This window comes from Nitratireductor sp., assembly GCF_017794765.1.
Classification (GTDB): Bacteria; Pseudomonadota; Alphaproteobacteria; order Rhizobiales; family Rhizobiaceae; genus Nitratireductor.
Genome location: NZ_CP051236.1, coordinates 1,446,183 through 1,467,490, shown reverse-complemented (window position 1 = coordinate 1,467,490; position 21,308 = coordinate 1,446,183). Strand labels below are relative to the sequence as shown.

Annotated in this window: 28 protein-coding genes; 7 read left to right on the top strand and 21 right to left on the bottom strand. The window is 60.6% G+C overall.

Annotated elements, in window-relative coordinates; translation table 11 throughout:
• Positions 1-99 precede the first annotated feature (99 nt).
• Complete coding sequence (locus HF949_RS06960) at positions 100-489, top strand: hypothetical protein (RefSeq protein ID WP_292899329.1); 390 nt, start codon at positions 100-102, stop codon at positions 487-489.
• Positions 490-561: 72 nt separating this feature from the next.
• Entirely contained in the window at positions 562-1,464 is a 903-nt protein-coding gene (locus HF949_RS06955; RefSeq protein ID WP_292899328.1) for a DMT family transporter, read from the top strand.
• A 2-nt stretch (positions 1,465-1,466) separates the two neighbouring features.
• Here the strand turns inward: HF949_RS06955 and HF949_RS06950 are convergent, their stop codons facing one another.
• The 3 genes from HF949_RS06950 to argB all read right to left on the bottom strand — a co-directional run bounded on the left by HF949_RS06950 (position 1,467) and on the right by argB (position 3,389).
• Positions 1,467-1,907, bottom strand: coding sequence for a carboxymuconolactone decarboxylase family protein (locus tag HF949_RS06950; protein WP_292899326.1), 441 nt, complete (start codon positions 1,905-1,907; stop codon positions 1,467-1,469).
• Entirely contained in the window at positions 1,897-2,292 is a 396-nt protein-coding gene (locus HF949_RS06945; protein ID WP_292899324.1) for a MerR family transcriptional regulator, read from the bottom strand. Before HF949_RS06945 ends, HF949_RS06950 begins: the two co-directional genes overlap by 11 nt.
• Before the next feature lie 203 nt (positions 2,293-2,495).
• Positions 2,496-3,389, bottom strand: coding sequence for an acetylglutamate kinase (gene argB, locus HF949_RS06940; protein ID WP_292899322.1), 894 nt, complete (start codon positions 3,387-3,389; stop codon positions 2,496-2,498).
• Between the two features lie 190 nt (positions 3,390-3,579).
• On the opposite strand from argB, the gene HF949_RS06935 reads away from it, so the two are divergent.
• The 4 genes from HF949_RS06935 to msrB all read left to right on the top strand — a co-directional run bounded on the left by HF949_RS06935 (position 3,580) and on the right by msrB (position 6,198).
• A complete protein-coding gene (locus tag HF949_RS06935; RefSeq protein WP_292899320.1) occupies positions 3,580-4,119 on the top strand; it encodes a sigma-70 family RNA polymerase sigma factor in 540 nt (179 codons plus the stop codon).
• Positions 4,116-4,838 carry an anti-sigma factor gene (locus HF949_RS06930; RefSeq protein ID WP_292900047.1) on the top strand — a complete coding sequence of 241 codons (723 nt, stop codon included), beginning with the start codon at positions 4,116-4,118 and terminating at the stop codon, positions 4,836-4,838. Before HF949_RS06935 ends, HF949_RS06930 begins: the two co-directional genes overlap by 4 nt.
• A gap of 126 nt (positions 4,839-4,964) precedes the next feature.
• Positions 4,965-5,519, top strand: a complete 555-nt coding sequence (locus HF949_RS06925) for a fasciclin domain-containing protein (RefSeq protein WP_292899318.1) — start codon at positions 4,965-4,967, stop codon at positions 5,517-5,519.
• Between the two features lie 169 nt (positions 5,520-5,688).
• Positions 5,689-6,198: a peptide-methionine (R)-S-oxide reductase MsrB gene (gene msrB / locus HF949_RS06920; protein WP_292899316.1), complete on the top strand. Its 510-nt coding sequence runs from the start codon at positions 5,689-5,691 to the stop codon at positions 6,196-6,198.
• 11 nt (positions 6,199-6,209) lie between these two features.
• On the opposite strand, the gene yihA is transcribed toward msrB, so the two are convergent.
• The 13 genes from yihA to HF949_RS06855 form a co-directional block, all read right to left on the bottom strand.
• A complete protein-coding gene (gene yihA, locus HF949_RS06915) occupies positions 6,210-6,887 on the bottom strand; it encodes a ribosome biogenesis GTP-binding protein YihA/YsxC (RefSeq protein ID WP_292899314.1) in 678 nt (225 codons plus the stop codon).
• Positions 6,888-6,980: 93 nt separating this feature from the next.
• A complete protein-coding gene (locus HF949_RS06910) occupies positions 6,981-7,289 on the bottom strand; it encodes a hypothetical protein (RefSeq protein ID WP_292899312.1) in 309 nt (102 codons plus the stop codon).
• Positions 7,276-7,653: a hypothetical protein gene (locus tag HF949_RS06905; RefSeq protein WP_292899311.1), complete on the bottom strand. Its 378-nt coding sequence runs from the start codon at positions 7,651-7,653 to the stop codon at positions 7,276-7,278. Before HF949_RS06905 ends, HF949_RS06910 begins: the two co-directional genes overlap by 14 nt.
• A gap of 108 nt (positions 7,654-7,761) precedes the next feature.
• The gene (locus HF949_RS06900) at positions 7,762-8,415 is read right to left on the bottom strand and encodes a CatB-related O-acetyltransferase (protein ID WP_404934991.1); all 654 of its coding nucleotides are present in this window, start codon (positions 8,413-8,415) and stop codon (positions 7,762-7,764) included.
• Positions 8,416-8,565: 150 nt separating this feature from the next.
• Positions 8,566-9,180 (bottom strand): anthrone oxygenase family protein, encoded by a 615-nt coding sequence (locus HF949_RS06895; protein ID WP_292899309.1) that lies wholly within the window; start codon positions 9,178-9,180, stop codon positions 8,566-8,568.
• A 43-nt stretch (positions 9,181-9,223) separates the two neighbouring features.
• Positions 9,224-11,041 (bottom strand): membrane protein insertase YidC, encoded by a 1,818-nt coding sequence (gene yidC, locus HF949_RS06890; protein WP_292899308.1) that lies wholly within the window; start codon positions 11,039-11,041, stop codon positions 9,224-9,226.
• On the bottom strand, positions 11,034-11,414 hold the full coding sequence (gene rnpA, locus HF949_RS06885) for a ribonuclease P protein component (RefSeq protein ID WP_292899306.1): 381 nt from the start codon (positions 11,412-11,414) through the stop codon (positions 11,034-11,036). The genes yidC and rnpA overlap by 8 nt, the downstream gene beginning before the upstream one ends.
• Positions 11,415-11,437: 23 nt before the next feature.
• Positions 11,438-11,572 (bottom strand): 50S ribosomal protein L34, encoded by a 135-nt coding sequence (gene rpmH, locus HF949_RS06880; protein WP_007009688.1) that lies wholly within the window; start codon positions 11,570-11,572, stop codon positions 11,438-11,440.
• Between the two features lie 216 nt (positions 11,573-11,788).
• The gene (locus HF949_RS06875) at positions 11,789-12,415 is read right to left on the bottom strand and encodes an FMN-binding negative transcriptional regulator (protein WP_292899303.1); all 627 of its coding nucleotides are present in this window, start codon (positions 12,413-12,415) and stop codon (positions 11,789-11,791) included.
• A 104-nt stretch (positions 12,416-12,519) separates the two neighbouring features.
• Entirely contained in the window at positions 12,520-13,425 is a 906-nt protein-coding gene (locus HF949_RS06870) for a DUF937 domain-containing protein (protein ID WP_292899301.1), read from the bottom strand.
• Between the two features lie 103 nt (positions 13,426-13,528).
• The gene (locus tag HF949_RS06865; protein WP_292899299.1) at positions 13,529-14,902 is read right to left on the bottom strand and encodes a glutamate--cysteine ligase; all 1,374 of its coding nucleotides are present in this window, start codon (positions 14,900-14,902) and stop codon (positions 13,529-13,531) included.
• A gap of 203 nt (positions 14,903-15,105) precedes the next feature.
• Positions 15,106-15,843, bottom strand: coding sequence for a 16S rRNA (uracil(1498)-N(3))-methyltransferase (locus tag HF949_RS06860; protein WP_292899297.1), 738 nt, complete (start codon positions 15,841-15,843; stop codon positions 15,106-15,108).
• Positions 15,844-15,874: 31 nt separating this feature from the next.
• Positions 15,875-16,519, bottom strand: a complete 645-nt coding sequence (locus HF949_RS06855; protein ID WP_292900045.1) for a hypothetical protein — start codon at positions 16,517-16,519, stop codon at positions 15,875-15,877.
• Between the two features lie 145 nt (positions 16,520-16,664).
• Here HF949_RS06855 and HF949_RS06850 point away from each other — a divergent pair, with 145 nt between their 5' ends.
• Positions 16,665-16,805, top strand: coding sequence for a hypothetical protein (locus HF949_RS06850; protein ID WP_292899295.1), 141 nt, complete (start codon positions 16,665-16,667; stop codon positions 16,803-16,805).
• A gap of 33 nt (positions 16,806-16,838) precedes the next feature.
• On the opposite strand, the gene HF949_RS06845 is transcribed toward HF949_RS06850, so the two are convergent.
• From HF949_RS06845 to HF949_RS06825, 5 genes are read right to left on the bottom strand one after another with little or no spacing between them, the layout of a single operon-like run.
• Positions 16,839-17,579 carry a metallophosphoesterase gene (locus tag HF949_RS06845; RefSeq protein ID WP_292899293.1) on the bottom strand — a complete coding sequence of 247 codons (741 nt, stop codon included), beginning with the start codon at positions 17,577-17,579 and terminating at the stop codon, positions 16,839-16,841.
• A 3-nt stretch (positions 17,580-17,582) separates the two neighbouring features.
• Complete coding sequence (locus HF949_RS06840; RefSeq protein ID WP_292899291.1) at positions 17,583-18,257, bottom strand: LutC/YkgG family protein; 675 nt, start codon at positions 18,255-18,257, stop codon at positions 17,583-17,585.
• On the bottom strand, positions 18,254-19,693 hold the full coding sequence (locus HF949_RS06835; RefSeq protein ID WP_292899289.1) for a LutB/LldF family L-lactate oxidation iron-sulfur protein: 1,440 nt from the start codon (positions 19,691-19,693) through the stop codon (positions 18,254-18,256). Before HF949_RS06835 ends, HF949_RS06840 begins: the two co-directional genes overlap by 4 nt.
• On the bottom strand, positions 19,693-20,466 hold the full coding sequence (locus tag HF949_RS06830) for a (Fe-S)-binding protein (protein ID WP_441338402.1): 774 nt from the start codon (positions 20,464-20,466) through the stop codon (positions 19,693-19,695). Before HF949_RS06830 ends, HF949_RS06835 begins: the two co-directional genes overlap by 1 nt.
• A gap of 50 nt (positions 20,467-20,516) precedes the next feature.
• Positions 20,517-21,302: an FCD domain-containing protein gene (locus HF949_RS06825; RefSeq protein ID WP_292899285.1), complete on the bottom strand. Its 786-nt coding sequence runs from the start codon at positions 21,300-21,302 to the stop codon at positions 20,517-20,519.
• Positions 21,303-21,308: the final 6 nt, after the last annotated feature.

The following is a 21,308-nucleotide window of genomic DNA, read 5'->3' as shown; positions in this document are numbered from 1 at the left end:
CGACCGGTTCATCGCAATCGTCCAGCAGGCTTTTCCGCTTCAAACAAAAGCCACGATGCAAAAGAAACGTGCCGCCATCGCAACTCGAAGATGACAACCATGTACCGATTGCACCATCTGTGCCTTCCTCTTCCGGTGTTTGCTTTCACCACAGCGGTTCTCGCCCAGCCTGAACCGAGCTTCGAAGCGACGTGCGCACAATTGCGCGACAGGCTCGCAGCCCTCGACGCCCAAAGCGATGAGTGGGTCACCATCGACGTCGTGGGCGAACTACGCGCCGTGGAGCACGACGGCACGCTGGGCTACATGCTGACCTGCGCCGCGCCGGACCCTGAAGTGGTGTGCATAACCTATGAGATCAATGATTACAGAGCGGGCGATCGCGTGGTGCTGAGCGGGACGCTGAACCAGATCGATACCGATCATGTAAGCCTCGACCCCTGCCTTCATTACCCGGCGGATGCCGAACGGCCACTTCCATTCCGGTAGCCCGAACTGGTATACCACTTTGACCGAACTGCGCTCTTGCGCGTTTGACGCCTGGATTGCAAAAGACGCAGCATGGAATTGTGGATACCCATCACCATTGCCGCAGCCTTCCTGCAGAACCTGCGTTCCGTCGGGCAAAAGCACCTTAAAGGCGTCATGGGCACGACCGGAGCGACGTTCGTTCGCTTCGGATTCGGCATGCCGTTCGTGCTGGTCCTGTGGCTCGCGCTACACTTTGCTGCCGGTTATGAATTCCCCGAACTTCACGCGACGTTTCTCATCTGGACGCTGCTCGGCGGGCTGGGTCAGATCTCCGCGCAGTTCCTCCTTATCTATCTCTTCTCCTTCCGCAATTTTGCGGTTGGCACCGCCTATTCACGCACCGAGCCGGCCCAGGCCGCGATCTTCGGGCTTGTTCTTCTGGGAGAGGTGGCCGGGTTCGGAGCGCTGGTCGCCATCGCCGTCACGGTAATCGGCGTGATGCTCATCTCGGTGGCGCGTGTGCCGATGAGCTGGGGCAACCTGTTCCGCTCGCTCATCAGCCGGACAGCACTGATCGGATTGGCCTCGGGCACGCTGTTCGGCATAACAGCCGTCGCCTATCGCGGAGCATCGCTTTCGCTGGGCGGGCCCAATTACCTGATGCAGGCGACCACGACGCTGGCCGTGACGATCACCTTTCAAACCGTGATCATGCTCATCTGGATGCTGTGGCGCGACCGCGCCGAAGTCGGCCGAATTGCAGAAGCATGGAAACCGTCACTGTTTGTCGGTTTCGTTGGCGCGGCGGCTTCGCTCGGCTGGTTCAGCGCCATGACGCTACAACAGGCTGCAGTGGTGAAGGCGCTGGCGCAGATCGAAATGATCTTCACCTTCGCCTCCTCCGTTTTCTTCTTCCGCGAGCACATCAACCGCACGGAAGTGGCAGGCTGCCTGCTGATCGTCGCGGGGATTGTACTGCTTGTGCTTTTATAGGACTACTGCCCATCCCAAGCGGATGCCTGTGACGAACCTGCTCGTTCTGCAAAGAGTCCAAGTGCTGCATTGAGACCGTTGATAGCCGCCGGCCAGCCGCCATACGCTGCCATCTGCAGAATGACTTCCAGTATCTCGCGTTCGGCAGCACCCGCCGCAAGCGCATGTTCGATGTTGATCCTGAGTTGCGGGGCCGTCTGCCCGCCAAGCGCAGTCAACGCCGCTACAGTGGCAAGCTGGCGTGTTTTCAAGTCGAGACCCTCGCGAGCATAGAAGCGGCCATAGGCGCTTTCGATGAGCGTTTCCGCAAACCCCGGCAGAGCATCATCATAGCGCTGGGCCAAAATCGTTTCGAGCTCGGGATTAAGCTGTGCCGCAATCTTGCGCCCCTGTTCGAAGGCGGACAGCGCTGCCTCACTCCCAATCGTGTTCTCAGTGGTCATAAGTCTGTTCCTTGAGGCCGTCCTCGGCGCGGTGGCGCGCTTCGATTTCGGCATAGTTGATGATCTTGTAGTCGAGCAGTTCGACACATGCCTTAAGTTCATCGATCTTCGCCAACACCACCATGCGCTGATGTTCCAGCATCTCGCGGCGCTGAGCAGAGCTACGCTCGCCCTCACGACGTAGACGCGCATAGGTCTCCACATCGGCAAGCGGCATGCCGGTGGCTTTCAACAATTTGATGAATTTCAGCCATGCGATGATGTTTTCGTCATAGGCACGCTGACCACCCTGCCGCCAGGGCGGATCGATGAGACCAAGCTTCTCATAATAGCGCAGCGTGTCGATGCTCAGACCGGTGCGTCTTGCGACTTCGCCAATCTTCATGCGACCTCCTGCCCGGGCTGCACCGCACCCTTAGCCATAAAGGCGCAGGCTCTCTCGACGTCGCTTGCCTTAAGCGCCTCAAGGAAACGTTCGATGATGGTATGCTTTTGCATATGTGCATCTCCATTGTGTGCACATATGCATCTACTTTCTGTAGCGAACTCCAGGTCAAGCGTGTTTTCGCTTTTATCGAAAACTCACCCTTACGGCACGATCAGCGTTCCTGCGCCATGCTCGGTGAAAAGCTCAAGAAGCACAGCATGCGGAGTTTTGCCGTTCAGAATGACAACGCCTTCCACACCGCGCTCGATGGCCTGAATGCAGGTCTCGACCTTGGGGATCATGCCACCGGATATCGTGCCATCCTTGATGAGGGCGCGGGCTTCGGCGACCGTCAGCTCGTCGATCAGCTTCTTGTCCCTGTCGAGCACGCCCGGCACATCGGTGAGGAAAAGGAGGCGCGTGGCGCGAACGGCACCAGCGATGGCGCCGGCAAAGGTGTCTGCATTGATGTTGTAGGTGTGGCCGTCACGGCCGGGCGCCACCGGGGCGATGACGGGGATCATCTCGGAATGGGCGAGGAGATCTAGCAGCGTGCGGTCGACCTCCACCGGCTCGCCGACGAAACCGAGATCGAGCACGCGCTCGATATTGGAATCGGGATCGACCACGGTCTTGTGCGCCTTATCGGCAAAGACCATGTTGCCATCCTTGCCGCACAGGCCAATGGCCCATTCACCCTCGGCATTGATGAGCGCCACGATTTCCTTGTTGATGGAGCCGGCCAAAACCATCTCGACGATCTCGACGGTTTTTTCGTCGGTGACGCGCAGGCCGCCCTCGAATTTCGATTCGATGCCCATCTTCTTGAGCATGGCCGCGATCTGCGGGCCGCCGCCATGAACAACGATGGGGCTGACGCCGGACTGCTTCAGGAGCGCGATGTCGCGGGCGAACGCCTGGCCAAGCGCCGCATCGCCCATGGCGTGGCCGCCATATTTCACGACGATGGTCTTGTTTTCATAACGCTGCATGTAAGGCAGTGCCGCCGAAAGAAAGCGGGCCTGGGCTTCAGCAGTTTCCGTCATGTCCGTCATCGCGTTGTTCCCCAAAGTCAAAACGGCGGTTTCTTAAAGCATTTTTCGCTGCAAGTGAAACGATCTTGCTGGTCAGCGGACAAAAAGCTGCTTTTGCCGATTGCGGGCAGGCTTGCCTTTGCGTCGCAGCGCTCTAACTCTCATCCTTCTACGCCTTTTCTGACCTCCCGTTTGCGCTTAGTCTCCCATAATGACCCCGGACGAGATAACGAAGCTGATTTTCCGTACCGCGCTCAAGGAGCGTGCGGCGTTTGATCTTCTTTATCGCCACACGAGTGCGAAACTCTTCGGTGTCTGCCTGCGTGTCTTGAAGGACAGGGCGGAGGCCGAGGAGGCGCTGCAGGACGTCTATGTAAAGATATGGACCAAGGCGGACCGGTTTGCCGCGACGGATCTCAGCCCCATAACCTGGCTGGTTGCGGTGGCGCGCAATCACGCGATCGACAGGCTGAGGGCGCGCAAGGCGCCTGCCGCGGAACTGGATGAGGCGCAGGCCATCGCCGACCCGAAGCCGAGCCCGGAAAGCCTGGCTCAAGCCGGCAGCGATCGCCGGCGGATCGATGCCTGCCTCGGCGAACTGGAAACCGACCGCGCAATGGCGGTGCGCGGAGCCTATCTCAACGGTGACAGCTACGCCGAACTTGCGGCCCATTTCGATGTGCCGCTCAACACGATGCGAACCTGGCTGCGGCGCAGCCTCTTGAAGCTCAGGGAATGCCTGGAACGATGACGGTGGCAGACGAACACGGACCGGAAAGGCGCGACGACGATCTTGTCGCTGCCGAATATGTGCTCGGTGTGCTTGCAGCCGAAGAGCGTGCGGCGGCCGCGCGCCGCATCGAGACGGAAGCCGGTTTTGCGCGGCTGGTGGAAGACTGGGAGACGCGGCTTGCGCCGATGGCGGACGCCTATGAGAAGGTGGAACCTCCGGCAAACGCGAAATCCATCATCGACACGCGGCTTTTCGGCGCGGGGACCGCTGCGGAAAGACCCGACCTGTGGTCGAGCCTTGCCTTCTGGCGCGGCGCTGCCATGGTCGCGCTTGTGGCTCTCGCCGCTTATGTCGGCCTCACTTACACGAACCTGCCATTCGGCAATCAGCCGCTTCAGGAGCAGCGTTTCGTCGCCTCGCTTGCACATGACGACACCGATGTGCGTTATCTCGCGGTCTATGACAGCACCAAGCGTGACGTTGCGCTCTCGCATGTTTCCGGCGCGCGACCCGATGGTCGAGATTTCGAGCTCTGGGCCATCGAGGGTGACAACCCCCCGGTCTCTCTCGGGGTCATTCCGGTCGGGTCGAGCGTTCATGTGGCGCTGAGCGAAGCGCTTGGCGCCGCCATCGATGCAGGCGCCGTATTTGCCATCACCACGGAACCGCTGGGCGGTTCGCCGGACGGCACGCCCACCGGGCCAGTGGTCGCACTTGGCGATTTGCGCGACATCTGATTTCGGCTCTCCGAAAAATAATCGGATTTTTTTGAAACTTCCCGGAGTGCCTCTCCGTGTCTCCTCATGTTCCCAAAACGGGCCAGCCAGAATGGCAGCCCCACAAATGACCCGAGGAGTTCTAACATGCACAAGTTCACTGCTTCCATTCTCGCTGGTTCGATTGCTCTCGCTTTCACGGGCACGGCTCTTGCCGAAAACCCGATGGTTGGCGGCGCGGCGATGTATGCAGACAAGACGATCGTTGAAAACGCGGTCAATTCAAAGGATCACACCACACTGGTGGCTGCCGTGAAGGCTGCCGGCCTGGTCGAAACGCTTTCTGGTGAAGGGCCTTTCACCGTGTTCGCTCCCACCAATGCCGCATTCGAGAAACTGCCCGATGGCACGGTCGACACGCTTTTGAAGCCTGAGAACAAGGAAACGCTTACCACGGTTCTGACCTGCCACGTGGTTGCAACCGAAGCCATGTCCAGCGCCATTGGCAAGATGATCTCCGATGACGGCGGCAACCACCCGGTCAAGACAGTCGGCGGCTGCATGCTGGAAGCCAAGATGGACGGCGACAAGATCACGCTGACCGACGAGAACGGCAATGTCGCAACCGTGACCATTGCCGATGTCGATCAGTCGAACGGGGTCATCCACGTGATCGACACGGTGCTTCTGCCGAAGAGCTGAGCTGCGAAAGCAAAAACCAGACAGGTTCCGACCGGGGGCTTTCGGAACCGCAAGGGGTGGCGCAGTGCCGCCCCTTGTACCTCACACGGACTTGACTTTGAGGTGATCGCCCAGCGGACTTACCGTCCGCGCAAGGCGATGCGAGCCAACAGTGCGAAGGAGCTATTCAATGAAACGCCGCAACTTTCTTTATGGCACGGCTGGCGCGCTGGCAGCACTGACCGGCGGAGCGATTGTGCTACGCGACCGGCCCGGCGGCAGCGCCATGGCTGAAACCTTCGAGATCACAAAGAGTGAAGAAGAATGGCGCTCGATCCTTAGCGACCAGCAATTTGCCGTGCTGCGGCAGGAGGCGACGGAACGTGCCTTCACCAGCCCGCTCAACAATGAAAAGCGTGCCGGACTCTTTCACTGCGCCGGCTGCGACCTGCCGCTCTACTCATCCGAGGCGAAATATGATTCAGGCACCGGATGGCCGAGCTTCTGGGAAGCGCTGCCGGATGCCATCGGCACCAAGCCGGACAACTCACTCTTCATGACCCGGACAGAATGCCATTGCCGGCGCTGCGGCGGCCACCAGGGACACATCTTCGAAGATGGCCCTCCGCCGACCGGCAAGCGCCACTGTATCAACGGCATCGCCTTGACGTTCAAACCGGGCGCCACAATGCCAAGCTAGGGATTTGGCATTCAGCCGTCGGTTACGGCGCGGGCGATGGCATCACGCAACTCATCCACGCCTTGACCTTTTTCCGATGAGGTTGCGACAATCTCCGGAAAAGCGGCCGCACGCTTCTTCAGTTGCACTTCCGTCGCGGCAAGCAGCTTTTCCACCGCAGGCGGCTTGATCTTGTCGATCTTTGTCAGCACCACCTGGTAGGAAACCGCCGCCTTGTCGAGCAGGTCCATGACCTCCTCGTCATTCTTCTTGATGCCATGGCGCGCATCAATCAGCAGGAAGACACGCTTCAGCGTGACACGGCCCCTGAGATAGTCAAAAACCATTTCTGTCCAGGCGTCGACCTGCGCCTTGGGCGCTTTGGCGAAGCCGTAGCCCGGCATGTCGATGATCGCCATGGGCGGAAGATCGCCATCGGCACCTGTGTATCCATCGGGAACGAAGAAGTTGAGCTCCTGGGTGCGGCCGGGCGTGTTGGATGTGCGGGCCAAACCACGCTGAACGATCAACGCATTGATGAGCGATGATTTGCCCACATTCGAGCGACCGGCGAAAGCCACCTCGGGCGGACCTTCCGGGGGCAGAAATTTCATGGCCGGCGCGCCGCGCAGAAAAACCCACGGACGCAGGAAGATCCCGCGATCAATCTGCGCCTTGCCGGCGGCTGCGCCATCGTGTGAAGCGTTCACGCCATCATCTCCATTACCGTTCAAATGACGGCATCAAGACTGACGGAGCATTTGTCAACTGCGCTGATGATGAAACCGTGTTCCAAAGACCACTCAGGCCCTGCCGAGAACCTGCATTACACTGAGATGCGTTGAGCGGGAACTGCGGCTGGCTTCGCGCAAAGCCTCGCCGAGGCGTTCGAGGTCCATGGCTTCCTGCGGGCACCATCCACAGGGACAGCAGGACGGTTCGCAATGCGCTTCCGCCGTTTCACGATAGATGTGTCCAACGGCGCGCGCGGCTTCGCGCATCACAGCCATCGGCGGCAGGCCAGTCCGGCGCATGACCTCGCTCATTTCCTTCATCATCTGGAGCTTCAGATGTGTTTCCGCCTGTCGGCGGCGGCGTTCAAACTCGCTCATCGGTGCCAGTCAGTCCTTGTAAGTGTGCAGAAGGACCGCGCATGCATCCCTCAACCGCTTTCATGCCGCCCGTCATCACGTGCAATTCACCGCACGCCTCGTCGAGCTCCCTCATCGCCTCAAAGAGCGCTTCGCGGTCCCGACAATGGGTGTCGAAGAGAGCAACGAAGATCATGTTGCTGCCGTCATGCGGCTCCGGCGCCTCATTCGCCCGCGAAAGGCTCTCGGCGGCTGCCCGTTTTGTCGCCTGAACCTTGGACCGCAGCCGCTCCACGCGCAGGAATTTGCCACGGTACCGCTCAAGTTCCTCAGCCTCACAGGCATGATGAGACGCAAATTCCTCAATCGGGCTCAGATGCATCATGACAATTACCTCTCGGCCTCCAGCCGCCCATGATGAACGGGACGGCCGGAGACACAGACAATACTATACCAAAAATGTCAAGTTTAATGATGCCGCCGGGCCATCCTGTCAGACAGCATTTTCAAGGGCATCCAGATCAGCGCCGCGTATGGCAGAAAGGTTGCGGCTTATCTTGTCCATCGGCCAGTTCCACCAGCCGATCCTGACGAGGGCTGCGACCGTCTCGGGCGCGAAGCGCAGGCGCAGAACGCGCGCCGGATTGCCCACGGCGATGGCGTAAGGCGGAATATCGGAGGCAACGACGGCGTGAGCCCCGATCACCGCTCCATCTCCAATAGTGACGCCTGGCATGATCTGCGCCTGCCGCCCGATCCACACATCGTTGCCGACGATGGTGTCGCCCCGGCTATGCTCCAGATAGAGCTGGCCATCAAAACCCTCCTCCCAGCCATTGCCGAAGATATTGAACGGGAAGGTGGAGAAACCGGTCATCAGATGGTTGGCTCCGTTCATCACGAATGTGGCGCCGTGGGCGATCGCGACGAATTTACCGATTACCAGCCGGTCGCCGAGAAAGTCGAAATGATAGAGGACATTCCGGTCCTCGAAACGCTCGGCCGCCAGGGGATCGTCGTAATAGGAAAAATCTCCGACTTCGATGTTCGGCCGGGTGATGAAGTTCTTGAGAAAAACGGTTCGGGGAAAGCCCGCCATCGGATATGGCGTTGCAGGATCAGGTCCGTGCATGGGGACCTCCTTGATCAAAACAGGGGAATTACCCACCGCCTCCGTCAAACGGCAAAGGGCCGGACCTCAAGTCCCGGCGGTGTGCTCTTCGGTCCCCTTAATTGATCATCGATGCATCTCCCCTGGTGCAGAAGCGTCTTTAGCGGAAATGCGTGGGGACGGCAATCACAAGCGCTGAACCAGCGCCATCGCATAGCTTGCAAGCGCGGCCAGAGAGGTCAGCGCGCGCACATGGTTCCACATCACCCACCGGGAGAGATAATCACGCCACAGTTCCGCCCCTTGCGTTGAGGCCGGATCAATTTTTGCCAAGGCCTCGTTCATGGGCACGTTGAAGATGACGGTCACAAGAAAGGTACCCATCACGTAAGCAATTCCGCCAGCAAGCAACCAGATGCCGCCGGAAGGCACCAGCCCGAGCAGGTAGAGAACGCAAAGCAGGATCCCCAGCAACGCCGTGCCGAAGAACGCTGCGAAGAAGAATGGATTGAGCACGGTGATATTGATGGCCTGCATCGCCTGAATGCCTGCCGGAACCTGAATCCGCCCAAGGGCCTGCATCACCGTGTTTGAGAATGTGAAGAAAAACCCTGCCATGACACCGGCGCCGAGCGTGGCGAGAAATACAAATGCGAAAACAAGTCTGTCAGTCATGGCAATCTCTCCGTTCGATGCGAGAGTACCCAATTCCCTGCATCGCGTCAGAGGCAGGCGCATGGTTCCAGACATTTTCTGCCAGGGCGGCGACGTGAGAATGCACTTTAAAAAATGGGCGCGCATGCGAAAAAGGCCCGCTTTCGCAGGCCCTTTCCTTCAATTCAGACTATTCAGCCGGCTTCGGCTTTTTCTTGAACAGACCAGCCAGATTGTCCCAAAGCTCGATCTTGGCGCCCTGGCGCTTCATGATCACACCCTGCTGAACGATCGAGAGGAAGTTGTTCCAGGCCCAGTAAATCACCAGACCGGCCGGGAATGTGGCCAGCATGAAGGTGAAGACTACTGGCATCCAGTTGAAGATCATCGCCTGTGTGGGATCGGGCGGTGTCGGGTTCATGCGCATCTGCAGGAACATGGTAATGCCCATGATCAGCGGCCAGACGCCAATCAGCAGGAAGGCCGGCACATCATAAGGCAGAAGGCCGAACAGGTTGAAGATAGACGTCGGATCGGGGGCCGAAAGGTCCTGGATCCAGCCGAAGAACGGCGCATGGCGCATTTCGATGGTGACGTAGAGAACCTTATAGAGCGCAAAGAAGACCGGGATCTGGATCAGGATTGGCCAGCAGCCAGCGATCGGATTGATCTTCTCTTTCTTGTAGAGCTCCATCATCGCCTGCTGCTGCTTCATCTTGTCATCCGCATATTTCTCGCGGATTTCCATCATTGCAGGCTGGACCTTCTTCATGTTCGCCATGGACTTGTAGGACTTGTTGGCGAGCGGGAAGAAGATGAGTTTTACGACAACCGTGGTGGCAAGGATGGCGACGCCGAAATTGCCGAGCAGCTTGAATAGCCAGTCGATGAGATAGAACATCGGCTTGGTGATGAAGTAGAACCAGCCCCAGTCGATCAAAAGCTCGAACTGGCGAATGCCGCGGTCGTCTTCGTAGGCGTCAACGACATTGACCTCCTTGGCACCGGCAAAGACCATCAATTCGCTGGTGGCGGAAGCGCCATCGGCAACCGTGATCTCGTCAGTCAGATAGTCGGCCTGGTAGCGCGGCTTGCCATCGCCCGAATAGGTGTAGCGCGGCTGGAATTCGCGGCCATTCTGCGGGACCATGGTCACCGCCCAGTATTTGTCGGTGATGCCCAGCCAGCCGTCAGAGGATTTCGCCGGCGTAATGCGCTTTTCCTCTTCGACATCCGAATAGTCGATTTCCTGCAGGCCTTCCTCGCCGGTCACGCCGATCAGGCCTTCATGCAGGATGTAGATGCCGGAGGTTTTTGGCGTTCCGATGCGGGTGGTGCGGCCATAATTGCGCAGTGCGACGGCAGCGCCAGAAGCGTTTTCCACCGTGTCGGAAACCGTGAACATGTAGTTCTCGTCCACCGAGAAGGTGCGCTTGAAGGTCAGGCCCTTCTCATTGGTGAAGGACAACGTGACAGGGCTCGAAGGGGTGAGGGTGTCGCCTTCGGCAAGCGTCCACTCGGTCGAAGGACCGGGCAAGGTGCCGGCCGCCTCACCACCCACATAACCCGTCTCGACATAGTAGCCGTCAGGACCGGTCGAGGGGTTCAGAAGCTGAATGTTGGGTGAATCCTTCTCGACGGTCACCCGGTAGTCCTTGAGGAGAAGGTCATCGAGACGCGCGCCCGTCAGATTGATGGAACCGGAAATGCGCGGCGTTTCGATCTTCACACGCGCGCTACCGGCAACGGCCGCGGCGCGGTCAAGCGGCGCAGCCGATGGGTTGGCCGAGCCAGGCACGGCACCCTCACCGCTTGAAGGCGCCGGTATATCGCTGTTCTCACCGCTCGAAGACGTTGCGGCCGGGGCCGTTTCTGCCGCCTGCCGTTCTTCGATCTGGGCCGCCTGGCGCTGTTCTTCGATCCGGGGGTTCATGTAGAACACCTGCCAGAGCGTCAGGATCAACACGGACAGCGCGATCGTGATGAGAAAATTGCGATTGTTATCCATCGATGTCCTTGCCCTTTCCACGCCCGGCATCGGGTTCTCCGATGCGACGGGAAAGCTCGTCTTTCAGGGAGGCGAACGGCGCGTCAAGCACAGAACGCCGCGCCACGATCACATAATCCTTGCCGGCGGCCATGTCGTGCACCGCATGGAGGCGGCAGGCTTCCTTGAGCCGCCGGCGCACGCGGTTTCGAACGACTGCGTTGCCGACCTTCCTGGTCACCGTAATGCCAAGCCGTGGCGGGTCCTTGTCGCCGCGGTCGAGCACTTCCAGCAGAAAAAGCCGCCCGCGTCGCTTTTCACCGCGACGGACGGCCAGAAACTCGGCACGCTTCTTAAGGCGCGCCGGGGGTGGGACGGCTGGCCGGTCCGTCATCTTTCCGGCCTCGCCTCCAGACCTTATGCGGACAGCCGCTTGCGGCCGCGATTGCGGCGGGCTGCGATCACGCGACGGCCGCCCTTGGTGGCCATGCGCGCACGGAAACCGTGCCGGCGTTTACGGACGATCTTGGAAGGCTGATATGTACGCTTCATTTGTTTTAATACCGCGGAGTGCGGCCCTTCTTAATTCTGTTTCAATGAACAGGAGCTTTGCTTTACGGGCTGGACCGAAGGCACGGATACGCGCCGCCGGACACAAGGCCCAAGCGTGGCCGGGCTTATAGGAGCATGGATGCGCAGAGTCAATCAAAACGGCGCGAATGCGCGGCCATCGCGGCAAGGGGTCTCACCCTGCCCGGGAAACCGTCGTCAATCCTGTGGAATCTCCGCAGCCACTGCTCTTTCCGCCGGATGGGCGCTCGCCGCCAGCCCGGCAGCGACACCCGCCCTGTCAGCGGCGCTGCGATTCTGGCTCATCTTGCGCTTGCCTTCGAGGTTCGTGATGGGAAGACGTAGCCCGACGATCCCGCGCAACTGGCCCATGATGAACTTTTCAGGCGCATCCGAGACAGACCAGATTTCCGCGCGACCCGTTTCGTGAAGGGTCGTCAGGCGCTCAACCACCCCACGAAGCCGAGCCTCGTCATCGAAGAATTCAATCGGTCCCCGCGCCTGAACCACGGTATAATTCCAGGTAGGGACGACCTTCCCATGCTCTTTCTTGGAGGCATACCAGGATGGGGTCACATACGCGTCGGGACCCATAAAGATGGCGAGCGCCTCGCCAATCGGCGTGTCCTTCCATTGCTCGTTGGCGCGGGCGAGATGGCCATAGAGCGTGCCATAAGGGCCTTCGGTCTCATCAAGAAACAGCGGCAGAGGGCTTGCATGAAGTCCATTCGCACCAGAGGTCACCACATTGGCAAGCCGCGCCGCCCGCATCAGTTCATGAAGTGCGGGCAGCTCTTCCTCTCGAAAGGCGGGTGGGCAATACATCCGGGTTCATCTCCCTGAAGAAGGCCTGATGCTAGCGCGCACGAAGGCAACGGAAAAGGCGGAGACCTGCCTTGCACAACAGGAAAACGGCTGTGGCGCAAGGCCTACCGGCGGCGTTCCATCCCCTGCCGGAACTGCTCGAAGATGTTTTCCACGCCGCGCTCATAGTCGTCACGCGTCTTGCGGCCGGTCTCGAACATCTGGCCGAACAGGTCGTCATAGGGATTGCGGGGGCGGCCACCCGGATTGGCTTCCGGCTCGGGCTGCGGTGCGCGGCGGCTCTGCGGTTCAGGTTGCCCGGCACCCTGCCCGCCGCGCAGGAACTGGTCGAAGATTTCCCCCAGAGGGTTGTTGCCCTGACCGCCAGAGGGAGCGCCGCGCCCGGTGGAACCACCACCACCACCACCAAACATGCCTTCCAGTATCTGGCCGAGTGGGTTGTCGGACGGGCTCATGCCCGATGGCGCGCGCCCACGCGGCTGAGCGCCGGGCTGCTGTTGGCCCATCTGGCGCATCATCTGCTCCATGAGGTCGCCAAGCATGCCACCACCGCTGGCCTGCGCCTGACGCGGCTGCGCGCCCTGTATCTGACCGGTGGACTGTTTGAACAGGCCGCCCATGAGCATGGAAGCGAGCACGGGAAGCATCTGCTTCAGCATGTCCTGGCCGAGCCCGGTTGCCTGTGCGGCGTGGCTTGCGACGGCGCGGCTCACATCCTTGGAGCCGAACAAGTGGCCCAGAATGCCGTTGCCCTCGGCCACACCCTGCGGCGAGAAAGCGTTGGCGGCATCCTCGAAATATTTTGCGTGCTGACCCGAGGCGAGCGCACCAAGAAAATTACCGGCACCGTAGGGATCGGCCGCGTTGCGCTTCAGCCCCTGACTGAAAGCCGGCAGGAGCGCCTCCATGGCTTCCTGCGCCTGTGCCTGCGAAATGCCAAACTGCCTGGCGAGCTGATCCACGCCATGCCCCTGACCGGCATTGTTGAGCATCTCGAAGAGCGGAAGCATGGGTTTTCTCCTTCATTCAATCGTCGCCGAGCAATTATCGGACCAATGTTTCAGAAAGATAACCCGACAAATCCGCTTTGTCTTCGCTGCCTTGAGCGGATGCCTAATAGGCCTGTTCGAGGAATACCGGCTCGATCGATCTGTCCCAGCGGGTGTTGAAGGCATTGGCGAGTTCTTCCGCGCTGGTGGTTCCGCGCGCGACGATCTCGTCCAGCGGACTCAGGAAGCTTGCCTCGTCATAGCCTTCCGGATTGAGACGCTTGCGGGCGGAAAGCCCCTTGCGCGAAATGGCCAGAACCTCGCGGGCAATGTCACGCAGCTCGTGATTGCGGAAGCGCGTGGCCAGCCCCTCTTTCGGCACTGCGTTGCGCATGGCATCCACCTCCTCGAACGACCAGTCGGCCGTGAGGTCGTGAGCGGCGTCGAGTGCTGCCTGATCATAGAGCAGCCCCACCCAGAAGGCCGGCAGCGCGCAGATGCGCCGCCACCGGCCGCCATCGGCGCCGCGCATCTCAAGAAATCGCTTGAGACGCACATCGGGGAAGAGCGTCGAGAGATGATTGGACCAGTCGCCGATGGTTGGCAGGCCGTCAGTTACCTCACCCTTGAGCGCGCCTTCCATGAACTGGCGGAAGGTGATGTGGGTGCAGTCGTGATACCGACCGTCGCGGATGATGAAATACATCGGCACATCCAGCGCCCATTCCACATAATCGGCGAAGCCGAAGCGCTCGGAAAATGCAAAAGGCAGAAGGCCCGAGCGTTGATTGTCCGTGTCGCGCCAGATGTCGCCGCGCCAGGACTGGTAACCGTTCAGCCGCCCGCCGGTGAAGGGGGAATTTGCAAAGAGCGCGGTGGAAAGCGGCTGCAGGCGCTGCGCAACCTGCATCTTGCGGCGCATGTCCGCTTCGGTCTCGAAGTCGAGGTTCACCTGGATCGTGCAGGTGCGGTACATCATGTCGAGGCCCTGCGTGCCGACCTTCGGCATGTAGGCGGTCATGATCCGGTAGCGCGATTTCGGCATTTGCGGCGTTTCGGCGAGCGTCCATTTCGGACTGCCCCCGAGGCCCAGGAAGCGGATGCCGAGCGGCTCGGCAATCTCGCGCAGTTGCGCCAGATGGGCGTTGCCCTCGCGGCAAGTCTGGTGAAGCGTTTCGAGCGGCGCACCGGAGAGTTCGAACTGCCCACCCGGTTCGAGCGAGATGGCGCCCTGCCCGGTCGGTTCGACCAGACCGATGATGTTGCCATCATCATTGATGGCATCCCACCCGAGAACGCGCTGCATGCCCTGAAGGACTGCCTTGATGCCGCGCTCGCCCTCATAGGGAACGGGCCGGTTGCCATCGACATAGAAGGGGAATTTTTCGTGCTCGGTGCCGATGCGCCATTTATCCTTCGGCTTACAGCCTTTGGCGAGATCGGCGACAAGTTCATCGACCCGTTCGATCGGACGATTGTCAGTTGTGTCACGGGCCATATACGTCCTCCTAGAGCGCCATGCGTCCGCCTGAACGCAGAAGGACGCCCTACCTTCTCGAATTCGCATTTGTGCGAACGTCACCTGATGCCACGTGACTGCAAAATGCCAGAGCAAACCACCATGAACTGATGGACATGCAAACAATTCGCTTCAAGTAAGAATTGCTGATTGTAGCGTCAACCAAACTTGATGTGAAAACCTCAACCCCAGTCGCCAGCGCTCGCCTGGATGACGGCAAGAGCCGCCACCGCTGCCGTATCGGCCCGCAGGATGCGGGGCCCGAGCGGAATGGGTGTCACGAAGGGCAAAGCGCGCAGCTGCGCACGCTCGGCTTCGGAAAACCCGCCCTCCGGACCAACGAGAAGCGCAAGCTTCTTTTCCCGCACCGTCGCAAGCGCCGGCATCGGATTGTTGGTTGCGGCATCCTCATCGCAGAAGATCAGACGACGATCGGGTTCCCAATCGGCCAGAAGACGATCAAGCTTTAGCGGTTCGAGTACCTCCGGCACGGCCAATATGCCGCACTGTTCGGCTGCTTCCATGACATTGGCTTCGAGGCGCTGGGTGCCGGGTTTTGCCACCTGCGTGTGCTGGGTGATGACGGGTTGCAGACGCCCGGCCCCCATTTCAACAGCCTTCTGCACAAGATAGTCGAGCCGCCCCTTCTTCAGGGGAGCAAAGCAGTAGAGAAGGTCGGGATGAGGCGTCTGGGGCCGCGCCTGAGTGGTCATGCGCAGACGCACCGCCTTGCGTTTGGCCTCGACCACTTCGGCATGCCACTCGCCGTCGCGCCCGTTGAAAACGAGCACTTCGCCGCCTTCGCGCATGCGCAGGACATTGGTCAGGTAGTGAGCCTGTTCCCGGCTGGTTTCCACCTCGGCACCGGCAGAGAGGGCGGCATCGATGAACAGCCGCTGCAGTTTATAGTTCGCACGCATGCCGGTCTGATGGTGGATCAATGTCGACGCGTCAAGAGCCTATGCTTGCGTGCCAGACCGGTGAATAGCCCTGGCGCAGCGCGGAGACGGTCAAGGCCGGCGTCAGCAGCTGAACAACCGGCGGGATCTTTTCCGGTGAAAGGGTACTTCCGTAGCCCGCAAAACTCCACTCATACAGCGCCCCACCGCGAAGTGCACAAGCCCGCTCTCCGAATGCGATCACGGAACCGTCGGGCAGGTCCGGCAGCGCCTCTGCAGCGATGGGTTGTGTTCTGCCCGTAACGGCGAGCCTCTGCCCATGGAGAGTTGAGTCGAGATCGGGGGCCTTCAACGCCTGATCTTTCTTCACTTCGCGCACGCAGGTCAAGAAATCCGTTGCCGCCTCGCGCCGGCAGAAGAAGCAGGGGCGGTGGCCCGCCGCAAGGGCGGTCACCTCATCTAGAAAGAAGAGCTCTGTCCATCCCGCCCTGCCTGTCGGGCTGTTCCGCCCCATGACCTCACGTCGGCGGCCCCGGAATTCGCAGACGCAGACAATCCAGGCCCTGGTCGTCCAGCGGCGGCGCAGGAGCGTTTTCGTATCGGGATCATGGATCACACCGCGATTGCCGGTGAAAAGGCCGCGCGCCTGAGTTGCAACAACCTGACCGAATGGAGATACGCGGTTTTGCAGAGACATGGTCATTCCCACGTTTTCCGGTGTTCGTCATAAACAATGTGGGTATTGGCACATAAATTGTTTCAATCTTAAGCTGTTTGTGTTTATTGCAGCCTGCGCGGCACGGGGAGCCGCGCTTGCTGACCTTCAAGGGACTTTTGGTCGAATGACAATCGGGCGTGCAACTGTCGTGTTTCTCATCACTGTCTCAGCCTTCACGCTGATCGGTGCAAGGCTTCTTTCGGCCGGTGCTTCCGGTGATCACCACCCCGTGGACGGTTACGGCATTTCTGCCGCCATCGAGTAGCTACAGGCTTTCGTGCCATCAGGTCACCCGCTATCAACAGGCGACCTCGATCAACTTCTTTTCCCGACCCTCCATCCTGAGTGCCGTCAACCGGTCACTGTGCCATGCGCCAGTGTCAAGGTTTATGCGGTTCTTAAGGAGTTCCGGCGCGTCCACGGGCGTGTGACCATGCACGATCAATTTGGGATGAAGCCCCCCAAATGCATGGAACTCGTGTCTGATCCAGATGAGATCGTCCGCCGACTGGGCTTCGAGGGCGACGCCCGGCCGGACGCCTGCGTGGCAGAAGAAGAAATCCCCGAACGAGACTGAATAGGGCAGCGTGGCCAGAAACGCCCTGTGGCGCCGCGGCACTGCGCGAACGAGCGCCGCGTGGCCCGGCATCATCCTCTCTCGCGATGTCAGATCGATCTCGACGCCATAGGAAAGCGCCGTCTCGAAACCGCCATTGCACGCGAACAGGCCGAAGGGGTCGGGGTTCGACAGGAAATCGAGAAAGCCCAGATCGTGATTTCCGGCAAGCGTGATGACGCGCGGGTCGCGCTCGCGCAGATTGGCGAGATACTCGATCACGCCGCGTGAATTGGCACCGCGATCAACATAGTCTCCAAGGTAGACGATGCGCCAGTCGGCGGGGCGGTCATGAAGGATTTCCTCCATGAGCCGCGCATGCATCGCGGCCAGCAGATCGTGCCGGCCGTGAATGTCTCCGACCGCGTAGAGGCGCAGGCCGTTGGGCGTCGAAGCCTCATCATATGAGACCCCGGCGGCCATCCCTCACCCGTCTACGACGATGAGATGCAGCGCGCGCGGCCCGTGCGCCCCGAGCAGCATGGTCTGCTCGATGTCGCCGGAGCGCGATGGCCCGGTGATGAGGTTCAGCAGTCTTGGCATGTCACCTCTGCCATATTTGCGCCTGAGGCGGGAAATCACCGTTTCAAGATCACCGGCAATGTCCTTCGCGTCAATGACGATGATGTGGTGATCGGGCACGAAGTTGACGGTGGTCGGATTGTCCTTGCCCGATGGCAGAGCGACCGTGCCCGTTTCAGCAACGGCGGCGAATGCGTGACTCACGCCGACTTCATCTTCAGGTTCGGCCCGTCCGCGTTTCACCTCAAGCGACTTCTGACTTGCCCAGTCCATGCGCTTCAGACGCCTGTCGTCTCCCATGCGAACGGAGGGGGCCAGATTCTTCGAGCGTAGATAATGGGTCACAGATTTCGGTACATCATCGGCGGTTTTAACCCGCTCCACCGTGGCCGTAACGGCCTCCGCCATGCGACAGAAAAGAGCAATGCGCTCCTTACCTTCCACCTGTCCGCGGGCCGGAATGAGCCCGCGCGGCGTCTTTGCAAGGCGCTTTTCAACGGCTTCGCGCCGTGCACCGTCGTCGGTGGAAACGGACGCTGCCGCCCGCAGCTTTCCCAGGATTGCCTCGCGACCGCTCATGCCATCTTCCCTCTCTGTTTCAGGGCCTCGCGATCACGCCACTGCTGCATGAAGGTGCGGCTCTCAGGCGCTGGAAGATCGCGGTGGCGCGTCCAGCCGCCGGCAAAGGGCAGCGACCGGAACCACCGCTCCCGCCCTGCAAGGCCGGAAAGCGCCGGAATCGCCATCGACGTGGCAAGACGATAGAGCCCTGGCCGGCGGGCGAAGAAGGCCCAGAAACCGAGACCGAAACGCTGCGTCGCCGGATTGAGCCCGCGCTCGAACTCACGCTCGCGCCAGTGCCGCATCATGCGCGGCAGCGGGATCTGCATGGGACAGACGGATTCGCAGCGCCCGCAGAAGGTGGAGGCGTTGGGCAGGTGCCCCGCCTTGTCGACGCCGACCAGCGAAGGCGTCAGCACCGAGCCCATCGGTCCCGGATAGACCCAGCCATAGGCATGACCGCCGACAGCATGATAGACGGGACAATGGTTCATGCACGCGCCGCAGCGGATGCAGCGCAGCATCTCGTGAAACTCCGTGCCGAGCATGGAAGAGCGGCCATTGTCGAGCAGGATGACGTGATATTCGTCCGGACCGTCGGGATCACCCGGGCGGCGTGGACCGGTGGAGAGCGTGGTGTAGACGCTCATGTCCTGACCGGTTGCCGAGCGGGCCAGCACACGCAGGATCTGGCTCGCATCCTCCAGCGTCGGTACGACCTTTTCGATGGACGCAACGACGATATGGACGCGCGGCAGGGTCTGCGTGAGATCGCCATTGCCCTCATTGGTGACGATGATTGAGGTGCCCGTTTCGGCGACAAGGAAATTCGCGCCGGTGATGCCCACATCGGCCTGAAAGTATTGCGGGCGCAGGATGTGCCGTGCTTCACCGAGAAGGGATTCGGGCTGCGAGAGATCACGCCCGGCCGGGAGCTCGGTATGAACGCGGCGAAAATCCTCCTCTACCTGTTCCTTGTTCAAATGCAGGGCCGGGCCGATGATGTGGCTTGGATGCTCGCCGCGCAGCTGGATGATGTACTCGCCGAGATCGGTTTCGACCGGACGGACACCTTCCTTCTCAAGGAAATCGTTGAGCGCGATCTCCTCGGTGATCATCGACTTGCCCTTGGTGACGGTACGTGCGCCCGCCGCGCGGCAGATACCGAGAACCGCCTGTCGGGCATCCTCGGCCGTTTCGGCCCAGTGCACCTGGCCACCCGAGGCAATCACCTTGCGCTCATAGGCTTCCAGATAGAGATCGAGATGTTCGAGCGTGTGATCCTTGATCGCACGGGCCGAAGAGCGAAGATCCTCGAACTCCGGCAGTGCGTCGACCGCCTTCTTTCGCTTGCCGACGAAACCGATCTTCGCTTTGCCCATGGCGCGCTGCAATTGCTCATCGGCAATCGCCTTGCGCGCTTTTTCCCTGAACTGTGGAGACTGGATTTCCATCAGCGCCCTCCCCCGCCTATAGCCGGCTTGTCGGTCATGCCGGCAAGAACCTCGGCCACATGGCGAACTTCGACACTGCTGCCCTGCCGATGCAGCTTGCCAGCCATGTTCATGAGGCAGCCGAGATCACCCGCGAGCAGCGTAGCCGCCCCTGCTTTTTCGATGCTCGCCGTCTTTTCCTCGACGATCTTGTTGGAAATGTCGGGATATTTCACGCAGAACGTGCCGCCGAAGCCGCAGCAGACATCGGAATTCTGCATTTCCCTGAGTTCCAGCCCCTCCACCGATGACAGGAGCTTTCGCGGCTGCTTTTCAATGCCAAGCTCGCGCAGGCCGGAGCAGGAATCGTGATAGGTGACACTGCCCTCATGGCGGGCCGGCACCCCTGTCACGCCCAGCACATCCACCAGAAAGCTCACCAACTCGTGCACACGACCGGAAAAAGCCTCGGCGCGCGCTTCGAAGGGTGTTCCCTTCAGAAGCGACGGGTAATGCTTCTTGAGCATGCCCGCGCATGAGCCCGATGGCGCAACGACATAGTCGAACTCCTCGAAAGCCTCCATGGTCTGGCGCGCTATGGCTGCAGCATCTTCCCGGTCGCCGGAATTATAGGCTGGCTGGCCGCAGCAGGTCTGCGCCATGGGCACCTCGACGGTGCAGCCCGCCTCCTCCAGCAGCTTGACGGCGGCAAAACCAACGCTCGGCCGGAACAGGTCCACCAGGCAGGTGACGAAAAGGCCGACGCGCTTGGGTGAGGTGCTTTCTTCTTTCAACGGTTCTTCTTTCGCTGGCTTGAAATTCTCGGCAGAGCCGGTTCGCTCGCTCATTGCTGCATGGTCTCCCCGCCGCGCTGATGAAGCCGGAGACGCGAGATGCGCTGCCAGTCGTCCGTGCGTTCGGCGTGAAAGGTAGCCTTTTCGACAAAATCGATATGCGCGATCGCAGCCGCCCGGGCCGCTTCAGGGTCGCCGGCGGCAATTGCCGCATGGATCGCGCGGTGCTGGGCAAGGAGCGTGTCACGCGCATCGGGCAGTTCATAGATGCGGGCCCGGTTGAGAAAGACACCATCGGCCAGAAGCCGGTAACAGGCACGCAGCGTGTGCAGCAGCACGATATTGTGCGCGCATTCGCCAACCGCATTGTGAAACTCCACGTCGCAGGCCGCTTCCGCCTCGAAATCCTCCGCAGCGTGGGCCTCGTCCATCCGCGACATGATACCGTTGAGCAGAACGAGATCTTCCGGCGTTGCGCGCCTGGCCGCGAACTCGGCGGCGACGGCCTCCATCTCGCGGCGATATTCCAGATAATCGGCGGTGGCCTTGCGGTGCGTGGCGATCAGTTCACGCACGGGCTTGGTGAACACCTGACCGATAATGTCGGCCACATAGGTTCCGCCGCCGTGGCGGGTGGTGATCAGGCCGCGCTCCTCTAGCGTTTTCAGAGCCTCTCGCAGGATGGGGCGGGAGATATCCAGCTGGCGGGCGAGATCACGCTCACCGGGCAAGCGGTCACCATCGCGCAGAACGCCTTCGAGGATCAGCGTCTCGATCTGCCGGACAACGCCGTCCGCCGTGCGGGCATGCTCAATTCTGGAGAAGACTGCTTCCACCGGCCT